We start from the raw sequence: 14017 nt of genomic DNA, 5'->3' as shown, positions 1-14017 counted from the left end.
GGGCGCACGTCCTTGAAACTTCTCCGGCCCTAAAGATCTTTGAGCATATGCTGATGCTCCCGCCCGATCATACCAAGCGTCCCATCGTATCGCTCCCTTTATGACAGGCATCACGAGCTTCTCTGCCTTGGCACGATTATCGCAAGGAATGACAGAAGCAGCTAGCAGCGCGCCAATAAAATCCCGTCGCGTCGAGCTCATCGCTGAAAACCGAGGATCAGGTTCCCTTTCTACAAAGTTCGGTAGGAATCGCATGCCGCCTCATTGGTCGGGTTCGCCGGCGCAGAGATTGAGCAGTATTGCGCATCAACGATCAATTTCGCGATTCAAGTACGCTTGGTAGGCACGTGCGAGTCCTTCGCTGAACGGGGTTTTGTAGCTCCAGCCCAGGCTCGTCAGCCGACCGACATCGAGGAGCTTGCGCGGAGTGCCGTCTGGACGGGAAGGATCAAACTTTATAGTACCCGCGTATCCAACGGTTTGCGCTACCCTTTCGGCAAGATCGGCAATGGTCATGTCTTCACCCGTTCCGATATTAACTGCTGCTTCGCCAGAGTAACGCTTTACAAGATGCACGCAGGCGTCCGCGAGGTCATCAACATATAAGAATTCTCTACGCGGCCTCCCGGTTCCCCATACGATGACTTCAGGCAAACCCTGTGTCTTCGCCTCGTGAAAACGTCGAATCAGCGCAGCCACCACGTGACTATGTTCCGGGTGAAAGTTATCGCCGGGCCCGAACAAATTTGTCGGCATTACGCTGATAAAGTCAGCGCCGTACTGCCTGCGATATGCCTCGACCAACTTGATGCCCGCGATCTTCGCAATTGCATAGGGTTCATTGGTGGGCTCAAGCGAACCAGTTAGCAGGGTATCCTCACCGATAGGCTGAGGGGCGAACTTCGGATAGATGCACGACGAGCCAAGGAATACCAACTTCTTTGCTGCATTGGCATAAGCAGCATGAATCACGTTTGTCGCGATCATCAAGTTGTCGTAGATAAAGTCACCCCTTAGCGTGTCGTTTGCTACGATTCCTCCAACCTTCGCAGCAGCCAGAAAAACTACATCCGGGCGCATTTGAGCAAACCAGTCATCAACCAAAGACTGTCTACGCAAATCCACCTCATTCTTCTGTACGGCCAGTAGCTTTACCTTCTCACTCGCAAGTCGTCGGACTAGGGCTTGGCCGACCATGCCGCGGTGTCCAGCGACAAAAACGCTCCTCCCTTCAAGGTCAAACAGCGACTCTTGCACCGGGCCCGACCTCCTTCTTTGCAGCTTCGAGGTCACTCGCAACCATCTCTTTGACAAGCTGCACAAATCCGACGTTAGGACTCCAGCCGAGGCGCTGGCGCGCCTTAGTCGCATCGCCGATTAACAAGTCCACCTCCGTCGGGCGGAAGTACGCGGGGTCAACACGGACAACCACTTTCCTGGATCGCTTGTCGCGACCAATTTCATCTACGCCGCTGCCGGACCACTCAATCTCGCGGCCGAGTTCAGCGAAAGCGACCTCGACAAACTCGCGAACGGAACGAGTTTCACCGGTCGCCAGGACGAAATCATCCGGGCGGTCTGTCTGGAGAATTTTGTGCATACCCACGACATAGTCCCGAGCATGCCCCCAATCACGTTTCGCATCGAGATTTCCGAGAAAGAGACAATCCTCCAATCCGACGCTGATTCTGGCGACACTGCGGGTGATCTTGCGGGTAACAAACGTCTCGCCGCGAATAGGGCTCTCGTGGTTGAACAAGATGCCGTTCGAGGCAAACATGCCGTAGGCTTCACGATAGTTGACGGTGATCCAATAGCCGTAGAGCTTTGCTACGGCATACGGCGAGCGCGGATAGAATGGTGTCGTTTCCTTCTGCGGGATTTCCTGCACGAGCCCATACAGTTCCGAAGTCGACGCCTGGTAGAACCGGGTTCTCTTCTCCATGCTGAGGATGCGAATGGCCTCCAGCAGACGGAGAACCCCAACAGCGTCCGCATTCGCCGTGTATTCCGGACTTTCGAAACTCACCGCAACGTGGCTCTGCGCGGCGAGGTTGTAGATCTCAGTAGGCTGTATTTGTTGAACCAAGCGAATCAGGTTCGTTGAATCCGTCATGTCACCGTAGTGCAGCCTGAACCGCGTATCGGCCTCATGCCTGTCGTGATAAAGGTGATCTATCCGCGCCGTATTGAACGATGAAGACCGCCGCTTAATGCCATGGACCGTATATCCCAATCCCAGCAGGTATTCTGCAAGGTACGCGCCATCCTGGCCCGTAGCTCCGGTAATAAGCGCAATCTTAGATCCAGGCGCGTCAAGCGACATATCCGATTCCTAACTCTTCAACTTCAATCCATTTGACGTGAGAAATTCCACATACGCCGGATACAACTCATTGTAGCGGTCAAGTAGTTTAGCCCGATCGACCCTCTCGTGCAGCGACCTTACGTCGACTTGATCCACGTCCATAATAGAGACCCAAGGCATACCGAGAAATCGACACATGTCCTCAGTTCGAGTGTCGTGACAAATTACGACGGCAGGTACGCCGCGCTGAAGCGCGATCATGCACCCATGGAATCGGGTTCCAAAAACGAAATCGTAGCTCTCAATCGTCCTGAGCCATTCATCGACGTCGAAAAAGACACGCATGTGTGCCTTGGCCCAGGCCCGCGCCTCCTCGTCAGAAACAGCTTCCTTCATGAACGCGCAGATCGCATTCAGCGATTCGTCGGTGCCATTTTTTGCTTCCTGATCGGCAAGCCTGATCTCCGGTTGTTCGCTTTGGGCAATAAAGTCGGCCTGCCAGGCGACACCCACTTTGTAGATGTCCAAAACGACGCGCCGCATTCTTTCCTTGTCAAAGGCATGACCGATGACGTCACGAGACGCATTCACAGAAATCCGCTTGAACTCATCGACCGGCCGGTTAGCAACCTGGGGCCCCGTCGAGCCGCTCATATAGTACGAGGGACAACCGGTTACGGTAACGTTGTGAACACCGCGAAGCGCCAGTACGTCCCTCGTGTAGGGGCCTCTGACACCAATGCTGACCGCGCGCTCGGCAATGACTTTCACGAACCTTTCGGTCCCCGGCATCAGATCGATTTTGGGGTCGTAGTTGTTCGACTGCGCACCGAGGCCGACGATAGCTACGGGCAGATCTGCGCGTTCGATGTAGTCAGCCATCCCACCAAAATCGAATTTCGGAAACAGGAAATTGGCAGCCGCAATGACGATCATGTCATAGCGCTCGTGCACCTCCTTCGGATCAATCCGATAGTCCCACGAGATATTCTGGTATGCGATCTGGCTCAGCAGGCCATGTGCAATCAGTTGGTTTCCCGTGTTGCCGCCCGTTTTCGCGAGCTTGGAGATCGGATCCTCTCCCGACTCCGTCGAAATGCTTGGCGTCGCTCCGAGCAGGAAAATATTCACAGGTCTCCTCCAGCGGCTTTAATTCTCAAACCGGAGGTTACCAGCTTTATTCCCGCCGCAGCATGCTGTTCATCATCAAAAAGCATCGTGCTCAGCAATCGTAGCCCCCACAACTAAGTCCCCTTAATGGCCGACTTCCACTGCGCAGCGTCGCCTTCATATTCCGGAGCCGGGCACCGGCCTTCCCCGCCACCAATTGCATGGAAATGAGCCTCGGCCGACTTGATCTTGCCGTCACGTACTGCAGCCGCGACATCGGCATACTTGCTGAGATACCAATCGGCATCGACGGAGGGACCGCCTCCACGCCTCCCCTCGAAATAACCAAAACCGATATAGTGGAGGTGCGCACTCTCGATTTCTCCACGAGAGATAGCTTTAGCGACATCCGGATTTTCTTGCAAATACCTGTCCTCATCGAATTCGGCGGACGCGAGCGCGATTTGCAAGAGCATCTTGAAAAGGCGCGCCGGCACCTTGACCTGACCACTTCCATCGAGCACCGACCTGTCGATTTTCAGTGCGGACGTGAGAGATTCAGCAGAAGGTACAAACATATTTACCCCAGATTTGTTTTGAGAGTGAGATTAGATTCTAGCCAGCGCGAGCGGCCGATTTGGTCGGCTTCTTTGTATTCTCTGGCTCGGCAGCAGTCCCAAGGAGTTGCGCTGTCACCTCCTCAAGATAGGCTCCTTGCGCCCCGGTCTCCCGCTTCGAGAAAGCGAACCTCTCCCGCGCGACGCGGTGCATGCTTTCGATCTCCTCGATGTGCTTCTGCGCCTTGAGCGAATGCGTGACGCTCGCTGCATGGCGACGGTGAACGTTGAGGGGATCGGCGACATAGGCAATCTTCGCGCCGGGCGCGGCCAGGCACTCCAGATAGATGCGCCAGTCGCCGGCCATGCGCAGATTTTTCAGATCGCGCCGGCAGGCCTCAAGCGCCCGCAGCAACGCCTCGCGCCGCCACAGCACCGAGGACACGTTCAAAATCGTGTTCTTCACACCGAGGAAACGGGCCACAAATTCTCGCCCCTCGAACACCTCGGTCTTCGACAGCGCGCCGGGCTCGATGCTGGCGTAATAGGGCTTGTAGCTCTCGTAGACGTGGTGGCCCTCGGCATCGATCGACTTGGAGTCGGTGAAGCCGAAGGCGATGTTCGGGTCGGCCTTCATCAACGCCAGGAGGCTCGACAGGAAGGTCGGCTCGGAGAGATCGTCGGCCTCGGCGATCCACAGGAACTCGCCCTTGGCCATTTCGGCGGCCCTGGTCCATTGCGCGAAGACCGAGCCGGAATTCTGCTCGTTGACCACCAGCGTCAGATCGCGCTGGCGTTCCTCTGCCACCTTCATGATGACGGAGATGCTCTCGTCCTTCGAGCAATCGTCAAGCACGATGAGTTCCTCGATCGGATGGTTCTGATCGAAGATCGTGTAGAGCCGCTCGGGCAGGCAATGGGCGTAATTGTAGTTCGGCACCGCCACCGAGATGGTGGGAAGCGAGGGAACGGCAAGCCGCAGCAGATCACGGACGTAGTCGGAGAACGTGAAGTTCACCTCGATGATATCGGCCATGCGCTCGCGCTCAGGCTCCGACGGCGGCCACTCCAGGAGATGCGCAACGGCATCGGCCATGGCGGGCACGTCGCAATAGGGGACCACCTGGCCGACCTTCTCCTTTTGCAGGAAGCCGGGGATGCCGCCGGACTCCGCAAAGGCCACCACGGGCACGCCGACACTGAGCGCTTCCAGCGCGACGGTCGGGAACGGATCTTCCCGCGAGGTCAGGGCATAGACGTCGGAGGCCGAATAGAGACCCTGCATGTCCGAGCGGAAGCCGGCAAAATGGAAGCGGCCGGTCGCCTTGGCGCGCTCGATCTCGGGTCCGAGCCATTCCTGGAGGCCGGGGTCCATGCCGCCGACCCAGCAGAAATGGACATGCGGATGGTCCTGCCGAACGAGATTCCAGACCTGAAGGAAGAGATCGATGCCCTTGCGCAGGTCGGCATAGCCGACCCCGAGCACCATCTTGTCGCCTGCAACCAGCCCGAACTCCTTGCGGATTGCGGCGGCCTCGTCGGGGGCTTCCACAATCTGCTTGTAGCTGCCCTGAGCCCGGATCAGGAAGCGCTCGTCGCTTTCATCAAGTTCGAGCGCGTCGGCGAGCTTGTCACGAACGAATTCGGACGCGAAGACCACCTTCTGCGCATGGCTGACCGCCATGCGCGCGTCGTTTTCCAGGTTCTTCTCGCGCAGAATTCGCGGCAGTTCATGGACCAGCGAAATGGCCCGAAAGCCCATTTCCGCCGCGAGCTTCACCGCTCGTCCGCTTGCCGTGGTGTTGATGATGGCGGCGGAAAAGCCCTTGTCCTTGAAGTGCTGCAGCGCAGCCGGGAGATCCGAAAGCTTGCCGAGCACCGTGAGCGGCGCCGAGGCGCGATATTCCGCCTCCATCGCACCGCCGGCGAGCAGCAGATATTCCGTTTCCATGTTGAAGGCGCTGCGGAGCGTCCTGCCGATGTTGAGCAGCAGGTGCTGGGCCCCGCTCGGGAACGCGTCATGACCGATGAGCAGGATCTTGGGCTGCGAAAGATCCCGGGTCAGACCTGTCGCGGCGCGCGCCGTGGCGTTCAGATAGGCCGAGCCGAAATGCAGGTCCGGCTCCAGATAGGCACCCTCGCACCATTCGTTCCAAGCATTGACGCAGACAAAGGGCTCGCCGAAGAAGGTGTGCCGCTGCGCTCCTTCGACGAGCGTCGACAGCCAGGCTTCATATTTCTGAGGGGTCGAGCCCTGGATGACCAGACCTGTGCCTTGGCGCCGGGCGTCATTGTCCCAACTCGGAACGACGGTCTTGATCAGCGGGAAGCTCGGTCGCGGCTCGTCAGTCGAGTATTTGACCACATCATCGTAGCTGTAGACCTGGCCAGCAAACGTATCGTCCAGGATCTTCACGTCCGACGTGACCTGCGGGGTGAACTTGGTGATCTTGTGCGGCGGGAATTCGATCGCGCCATCGAGGCCCATCACGGTCGGATCGAAATCATCAAAGCTCTGGCTCATGATGATGATCGGATCCTCGCGGAACTTCTTCTTGAAGACGGCCCGCCAGCGCGCGACGACGTTGGCCGTATCCGGGATAAGCCGGGGACGATAGATCATCAGGAGCGGCCGGCCCTGGACGCGGATATAGCGGGGGTCGTTGAAGTGCCGGCAGAAATCGCCGAGCAGCCGCTCGTCGTCATCGTCGAGATAGTCCTGCGAGATCAGGACCTCGCTCTCCATGCCGTCCCACCGACGAGTCCAATTCTCGTTCGCCCACATCAGGCAGAACGGCATGTTGATGTCGCGCGCCCCAAGGAACTGCTCGAGCGGCCGCTCCATGAGGCGCTTACCGTTGAACCAGTAGTAGTAATAGACGAAGCCATGGATGCCGGCCGCTTGAGCCAGCTTCACTTGCTTCCGCATCGTTTCGATGTCGAGCAGCGAATAGAAGCCGAGGTCGCGCGGAACTCGCGGCTGGTAATGGTCCTTGAAACGCGGCACGCCGCGGCTGATGTTGGTCCACTCGGTGAAGCCCGTTCCCCACCACTTGTCGTTCTCGGGGAAGGCGTGGAATTGCGTGAGATAGTAGGCCAGCACCTTGGCCCGGGGCTTTGTGCTCGGCGGCAGCGGGCGCAGTTCCTCAAACAATGCGCTCGGCTTGGTGAAGCGTTTGATCTCCGCGGGAATGGTCGCTTCGTTTTCCGGCGGGGACGGGAAAATGCCCTCTTCGTGCCGATGCTCCAAATAGTGCAACAGCGGATTCTGGTCGGTCTTTCCCTTGAAGTAGCGCTGAATATAGAACTTGGTGTCGAATTCCGCGGACGGATTGCGGCCTTCCTTGTAGCCGTGAAAAATGAAGTGCTCGAAAGGATCAACGTTGGCCGCCGCGACGTCCTTGTAGGTGTCGAGATAATACTGCGCGTCGAACTCGGGGATCGGGCTGAACGGGCCTAGGCGGTTCTTCAGATAGTGAGCAAGCGGGCTTTCAGTCGCCGGAATGGCGTATTTCTCTCGGTACCACGCGGGCTGAAAGTAGGGGCTGGGACGGCGACCTTCGGGCTCACCATGCCTCGCATAGTGCAGCAGCGGCTGAATATCAGCATCCTGAACGTCCGGATAGGTCGTGACGTACCACATCGGATCAAAGATGGGATTTGGCTTCCTTCCCTCCTTGAATCCGTAGAGAAAGAAGTGCTCGAACGGATTTGCACCGACCGCAACGACATCGGGATAGGTGACGGAATAAAACGTTTCGTCGAAGAGGCCCAAGCCTTCGAGGTAACGCCTGATCGCGAAGAGATCCTCGACCGACTTCTCTGCAGCCGGCGCGTCCGGCAGCGCCGGCTGTACGAGAGGCTCAGCCTGGGCTGCCAAGTCCGAATTGGCTCCGTTCGCGTTGCCAGGTCTCGAAACGCTTTTAGGTTGAACTTTGCTGGCGCCGGCGCGCTTTTCTTTTGGCTCTCTTTGCCCCGCATCGCGCGCGAGCTTCGACAGGAAATCAGCCATCTCTGCACAATCTCTGATCGAATATCGATCTTGTTCGCAATCTATATTAGAGCAGCGTTTGCTGTCACGCACGTGAAAGCTAACGTTAATGCTGCTCGGCATTCTGCTTCAGCCTGACCGGCCATGTATCGCAGCCTCCAAGATTCATCCATCGTTCGCAGGCCCGCAATATGGATCGCTGTTCACCCCCCGCGCTGCGTCGGCCGTATGACCGCTTTGCGATGGTCCGAGAGCAATCAGTCTCTGCTTCGCCATTTCATTCCCCTGGCCAGCCGCCTTCTCAAACCAGGCCCTCGCCGCCTTAAGATCCTGCGCCACGCCATTCCCCGTCATCAACGCATCGCCCACCGAAACCTGTGCCGCCGCCATACCCTGTTCGGCCGCCCGCTCGAACCACTCGAATGCCCGCTTCGGATCGGCCTCGCAGCCCTGGCCCTTCGACAGCATCACGGCGAGGTTGAACTGGCCGAGCTGATGGCCCTGCTTCGCTGCGGCTTCATACCAGGCGACGCCCTTGGCGAGGTCCTGCTCGACGCCGTTGCCGGTGCAATACATCACCCCGAGCTGGAATTGGGCGATCATGTTGCCGGATACAGCCGCCTTCTCGAACCAGTGCGCGGCGGCCTTGGCGTCGGCAAGGCCGGTTGCGGGATCGACGTAGAGACCGCCGAGCGCGAGCATGGCGTCGGCAAGGCCCGCTTCGGCCGCGCGCGCATAGCATTTCGCCGCCTCCGGCCAATCGGCCGCTCCGCCGAAACGGCCGGCGCGCAAGTGGCCGAGTTGCAGGTATGCTGCAGCGTGGCCGCTCGCGGCGGCCGGCGTCAGGAGCTCGGCGGCGCGGAGAAGCCGCGCCTCGTCCTTGCCGGACTGGATGAGGAAGCTCGCATAGGCAAGGCCGGCCTCGGCATCGCCGCCGCTCGCGGCCTTGGCCAGCCATTCCTCCGCGCGGGCATGGTCGCGGTCGACGCCGGTCCCAGCGGAATAGAGCTGGCCGAGCTGCACCTGGGCAGCCGGGATGCCGGCATTGGCGGCGAACTCGAACCATTTGATCGCGGCCGCCACGTCCTGGGCGATGCCGGTGCCCTTGAGACAGAACACCGCGACATTGTAGGCGGCCGTGGCGTGGCCGTTCTCGGCGGCCTTCAGGAACCATTTCGCAGCCTCGCGCAGGCTCGGCGGCACGCCCTGGCCGGTGGCATAGAAGCGGCCGGTGAAGAACTGGGCCTGCACGTCGCCGCGCTCGGCGGCCTCGAGATACCAGTGCGCGGCCTCGCGCAGGTCCGGCTCGGTGGCGACGCCCTTGGAATAGAACTCGCCGAGCGCCTGGATCGCCGGCAGATGGCCACGGCGCCCCGCCTTGCGCAGCGCCGTCTCGGCCTTGTCGACGGATCTCGCAACGCCCTCGCCGCGCAGATACAGCAGGCCGATGTTGTACAGCGCGGTGACGTCCTCGCGCCGGGCGGCCTCCGCGAACAGCCGTGCCGCCTCCGCCACGTCCTTCGCAACGCCGGCGCCATTGAGGTGCAGGAAGGCCAGCGCCACCTTGGCGCGGACGTGGTCTTTCTCGACCGCCTTGCGATACCAGGACGCTGCGAGCTCGGCGTCCTTGGGCACGCCGAGACCCTGGAAATGGATATCGCCGAGGCCGAACTCGCCGCCGGCAAAGCCCTGCGCCGCCGCCTTCTCGTACCACTGGCGCGCCGCCGCAAAATCCTGCGCGCAGCCGCGGCCCTGCCGCAGCAGCTCGGCGAGCAGCGCCTGGGCTTCGGCATTCCCCGCTTCGGCGGCCTTGGCGATCCAGCCGAAACCCCGCTCGGGCTGCTTCTCGACGGCGAGGCCATGCGGGAAGATCACCTTGGCGAGCGGGACTTGATCGTCGGCCTTGGCGGCTTGCTGGCGCCAGGTCTCGGGCGAATTGAGCGCGACGATGGCGGCCGCGCCTTCCAGCAGCAGTCGGCCGAGGACGAGCTGTGCCTCGGCATGGCCGGCCTCGGCGGCGCGTTCGTACCAGTCGGCCGCATCCGGCAGCGAGCGGACGACGCCCTGCCCCTGCAGATAGAGCTGGCCGATGCGATAGGCCGCTTCGGCCGAGCCGCCCTTCGCGGCGATCTGCCAGGCCTCGAACGCCTCCATGAAGGCGCCGCGCTCATGCGCCGCGATTCCGCGCTGGACCAAAGCGGCCGGCGCGAGCGACGTCCACGGCTTGAAGCGGCGCAAGAGCTTCGGCGTGCGCATGCGAGCTGCCGCCCTCATTGCGCCTCGCGCATGGCCTGGCCGAGGCCCTTGAGCATGTCGCCGATAAGATAGGCCGCGACCGAGCGGGTTCCGACATGGACGTCGCCGGTCAGCGTCATGCCCGGGATCAGGCGGAAGCTCGCCGGAACGTCGACGAAATTGGTGCTGTCGACGGAGCAGCGCGCCTTGTAATAGGCCTCGCTCGGCTGACCGTTGTCATCGACCGTGAAGGCGCCCTCGCTGACCCAGCGGATCTTGCCTTCGGCGGTGCCGTGCTCGGCATAATTGAACGCGTCGATCTTCAGGGTGCAGCGGTCGCCGGGGCGGAGGAAGCCGATGTCGCGCGAGGCGATCTTGATCTCGGCGTCGAGCCGCGTCGTCAGCGGCATCAGCGTGATGAAGGGATCGCCCGGCTTCAGCACCGAGCCGACCGAGAGCTTGGCCAACGTCAGCACCACCGAGGGCTCCTCGGCGGTCAGCCGCACCAGGTCCTGGTGCCGTACCGCCTTGTCGTAGGAGGCGCGCGCGGTGTCGAGCGCGTTCTGGGTGGTGACGAGATCCTGGCTGAGCTGCGCGTTCCACTGCTGGGTGAAGGCCCTTCGGTCGGCCTTGAGCGATTCCAGCTGGTGCTGCGCCTCGATCAGGCTGTTGTGGGTGTTGTCGATCTGCCGCAGCACCTCCAGGCGGTTATCCTGGGAGATATAGAGGTTCAGCTTCGATCCGCTGCCGGTCTCGGCGAGGCTGGAGCGCATGTCCTCGATCTTGCCGGCGATCTCGGCACGCTGGCTGAAGCGCTCGTCCTCCTTGTTCAGCTTGGCGATGGTGGCTTCGGTCTGGCTGATCTTGGAATCAAAGCTGGCGATCTGCGCGGCATATTGCGCCTTGCGCTGCTCATAGAGCGCCTTCTGCAGGGTCGCGTAGTTCCTGAACTCGGCGTCGGGACGGTCGGGGAAGACCAGCGGCGCGTTGCCGAGTTCGGCCTTGTCGCGCAGCACCTGGGCCTCGAGGCTCGCGACCTGCTGCTTGTACTGGGTGACATCCGCCGAGGTGAAGGTGGAATCCAGCGTCGCCAGCAGCTGGCCGGCCTTGACCTGCTCGCCCTCGCGCACGTCGATGGTCTTGATGATCGAGGGATCCAGCGCCTGGAGCACGTTGATGGAATCGATCGGCACGATCTTGCCGCCGACGCTGGAGACGACGCGGTCGAGCCGCGTCAGGAACATGATGGCGACGAGCGAGGCGAGGAAGGCGACCAGAACCCACAGCGTCGCGCGGGCGACGATCGGCTCCGGCGCCTCGCGGATGGCGTCGGTTTCGGACTGGAACTGACGGACGGTCGTCAGCGCGGGGGCGTTACGAGACAAGGGTCGGCCCTCCCAGATTGGCGCGCGGGCGGCGTGACGGCATGGCGTGGCTGTTCTGCTGGTGCCACAGGCCGCCGTAGATGTCGTTGCGGGCCAGCAGCTCCTCGTGGCGGCCGACATCGTCGACCACGCCGCGGTTGAGCACCAGGATCGCATCGCAATCGACCAGCGAGGACAGCCGGTGCGAGATGACGATCATGGTGCGGCCATGCGCGATGCGCGAGATGTTGGCGTTCACGATCGCCTCGCTCTCCGCATCCAGCGCGCTGGTCGCCTCGTCCAGGATCAGGATCGGCGGATCGACGATCAGCGCGCGGGCGATCGCGAGCCGCTGGCGCTGGCCGCCCGACAGGTTCGGCGAGCCCTCGTAGATGTAGGTCTCATAGCCCCGCGGCAGCTTGTCGATGAACTCCTCGGCGCCGGCGAGGCGGGCGGCGCGCACCACCTCGTCGAAGGTCGCGTCCGGCTTTGCCGCGGCGATATTGTCCCGGATCGTGCCCGTGAACAGGAAGTTCTCCTGCAGCACCACGCCGATGTTGCGACGCAGATGATCGACGTCGTATTCGCGCACGTCGATGCCGTCGATCTTGATCAGCCCGCCGTAATCCGAATGCAGCCGCTGCAATAGGCGCGTGATCGTGGTCTTGCCCGAGCCGCTCTTGCCCATCACCCCGAGCGTCGTGCCCTTGGGGATCTCGAATGAGATGTTGTTCAGCGCCGGCGACACCGCGCCCTTGTACTTGAACGTGACACCGGAGAACTCGACGTGGCCCTGCAGCGGGTTGCGCACACCGTGGCCGGAACGCCCCTCCTCAGGCGGCTGGTTGACCAGATTGCCGACCACCGTGACCGCCGTGCGCGCTTCGTCGAGCTGATTGACCAGCTGCGCCATCTGCATCAGCGGCGCCGCGACGCGCTGCGACAGCATCAGGAAGGCAAACAGCGCGCCGATATAGACGGGGTCGTTGGTCGAGATCGCGAGGTAGACGCCGACGGCATAGGGCGCGCAGACCGCAAGCCGTTCCAGCGGCTTCACGACCGCCTGGATCGCGACCCCGGCCATGCCCTCCGCCAGCCGCGCCTTGGCGACGCGAGCGACGTGGACGTCCCACATGTGCTTCTGCCGCGCATCCAGCGCCAGCGACTTCACCGTGCGGATGCCGTTGAGATTCTGCACCATGAAAGCGCCTTGCGCACCCTCCGCGGCCATTACCGCACCGGACTTCTTGCGGTAGGCCGGCAGCATCAGCAGCAGCCAGCCCAGGATCAGGCCAGTGACGCCGAGCACGAGGAACGTCAGCAGCGGGCTGAAGAAGAACATCACGGGCAGGAAGAAGATCAGCGTGGTCGAATCCAGGATCGTGCCGAACAGCTGCCCGACCAGGAACGTCCGCACCCGGAAAATTTCGCGCATGTCGCGCGCGATCAGACCGACCTGACTGCGCTCGAAATAATCGATGGGAAGGTTGAGCACCTTGTCGAACACATAGGTCGACAGCTTCACATCCAGCCGCGCCGTCAGGTTATGAACCAGATACTGCCGCAGGAAGAAGAACACCGCCTCGAAAGCGATGATCACCGCCATCGCGAGGCACAACACGTAGAACGTGTTGAACGCCTTGTAATAGATGACCTTATCCGACAACAGCCGCCAGAACATGATCGGCGCCAGGGCCAGGAGGCCGAGAACGAGCGCGGCCACCGCAACGTCCCGGACGATCCGACGCTCGCGAAAGATCAGCGCCGTGATGAAGCCGAAGCTGAAGGGCTGCGTCTCGTCCGAAATCTCGTAATCGCGCTTGACGAGGATGACCTCGCCCGTCCACACGTCCGCCATGCGGATGGGGTCGATGACGAGCAGCGCGTCCTCTCCGACATTCGGATCTCGAAGCACGACCCGAGGGTTGTTTTGGTCGCCTTCGAGGCGAAGCAGCACCATCTTGCTGCCGTCCTTGAGGCAAACGATCGCGGGCAGCGCTTTCTTGAGTTGGCTGAGCCCGTCCCAGTCCAGACGCACGACCTTGGCACGCATGCCGGAATTGCGGGCGCACTTGACGATCTCCGCAGCTGTGACCTCGCCGCCGCCAAGAACGTTGTCGTGGGTGAGCTGGGATGCGGTGAGGTGAAGCCCGTGCTGCCGCGCCACGATGACCAGCGCCGCGAGCCCGGTGGGCTCGACATTCTCAACCGTGGCTAGAGAGACATCCGCTGCGTCGGCGGATGAAGCATCAACAGTCATGCAAACCTCTGCTTGTGCAATCCGCGAAGATCAACGCCCCGGGATCCGTCCACCCCGCTCAGCACATTCATTGTGCACGTGCGAAGCAGCTATTGAACCTTAACCTTTTGCGTGTCGAAAACCAAATCCTTCCGCTCCGCGAGCGAGCAATTTCAGGATAACTCGAAACATGATAAACAGCTGAATTAAGAG

8 protein-coding genes are annotated in these 14017 nt (G+C 61.2%); all 8 read right to left on the bottom strand.

Annotation, left to right across the window (positions count from 1 at the left end; translation table 11 throughout):
• Positions 1–306 precede the first annotated feature (306 nt).
• The gene (gene fcl, locus XH98_RS38025; protein ID WP_271621615.1) at positions 307–1257 is read right to left on the bottom strand and encodes a GDP-L-fucose synthase; all 951 of its coding nucleotides are present in this window, start codon (positions 1255–1257) and stop codon (positions 307–309) included.
• Positions 1238–2326, bottom strand: a complete 1089-nt coding sequence (gmd, locus tag XH98_RS38020) for a GDP-mannose 4,6-dehydratase (protein WP_271621614.1) — start codon at positions 2324–2326, stop codon at positions 1238–1240. The genes fcl and gmd overlap by 20 nt, the downstream gene beginning before the upstream one ends.
• 9 nt (positions 2327–2335) lie before the next feature.
• Positions 2336–3439, bottom strand: coding sequence for a polysaccharide pyruvyl transferase family protein (locus XH98_RS38015; protein WP_271621613.1), 1104 nt, complete (start codon positions 3437–3439; stop codon positions 2336–2338).
• A 113-nt stretch (positions 3440–3552) separates the two neighbouring features.
• On the bottom strand, positions 3553–3996 hold the full coding sequence (locus XH98_RS38010; protein WP_271621612.1) for a hypothetical protein: 444 nt from the start codon (positions 3994–3996) through the stop codon (positions 3553–3555).
• A gap of 37 nt (positions 3997–4033) precedes the next feature.
• A complete protein-coding gene (locus tag XH98_RS38005; RefSeq protein ID WP_271621611.1) occupies positions 4034–7855 on the bottom strand; it encodes a glycoside hydrolase family 99-like domain-containing protein in 3822 nt (1273 codons plus the stop codon).
• A 276-nt stretch (positions 7856–8131) separates the two neighbouring features.
• Complete coding sequence (locus XH98_RS38000; protein WP_271621610.1) at positions 8132–10222, bottom strand: tetratricopeptide repeat protein; 2091 nt, start codon at positions 10220–10222, stop codon at positions 8132–8134.
• A 14-nt stretch (positions 10223–10236) separates the two neighbouring features.
• Positions 10237–11586 (bottom strand): HlyD family type I secretion periplasmic adaptor subunit, encoded by a 1350-nt coding sequence (locus XH98_RS37995; protein ID WP_271621609.1) that lies wholly within the window; start codon positions 11584–11586, stop codon positions 10237–10239.
• Positions 11576–13825 carry a peptidase domain-containing ABC transporter gene (locus XH98_RS37990; protein WP_271621608.1) on the bottom strand — a complete coding sequence of 750 codons (2250 nt, stop codon included), beginning with the start codon at positions 13823–13825 and terminating at the stop codon, positions 11576–11578. Before XH98_RS37990 ends, XH98_RS37995 begins: the two co-directional genes overlap by 11 nt.
• Positions 13826–14017 lie beyond the last annotated feature (192 nt).

The organism is Bradyrhizobium sp. CCBAU 51745 (assembly GCF_028128715.1).
GTDB classification, from domain to species: Bacteria; Pseudomonadota; Alphaproteobacteria; order Rhizobiales; family Xanthobacteraceae; genus Bradyrhizobium; species Bradyrhizobium manausense.
This window is presented reverse-complemented; position numbering and strand designations above follow the sequence as displayed.

Bases quoted from the DNA above. Each gene is read 5' to 3' on its own strand.
- gmd (WP_271621614.1), bottom strand. From the start codon at position 2,326: ATGTCGCTTGACGCGCCTGGATCTAAGATTGCGCTTATTACCGGAGCT.
- XH98_RS38010 (WP_271621612.1), bottom strand. From the start codon at position 3,996: ATGTTTGTACCTTCTGCTGAATCTCTCACGTCCGCACTGAAAATCGAC.
- XH98_RS38000 (WP_271621610.1), bottom strand. From the start codon at position 10,222: ATGCGCACGCCGAAGCTCTTGCGCCGCTTCAAGCCGTGGACGTCGCTC.
- XH98_RS37990 (WP_271621608.1), bottom strand. From the start codon at position 13,825: ATGACTGTTGATGCTTCATCCGCCGACGCAGCGGATGTCTCTCTAGCC.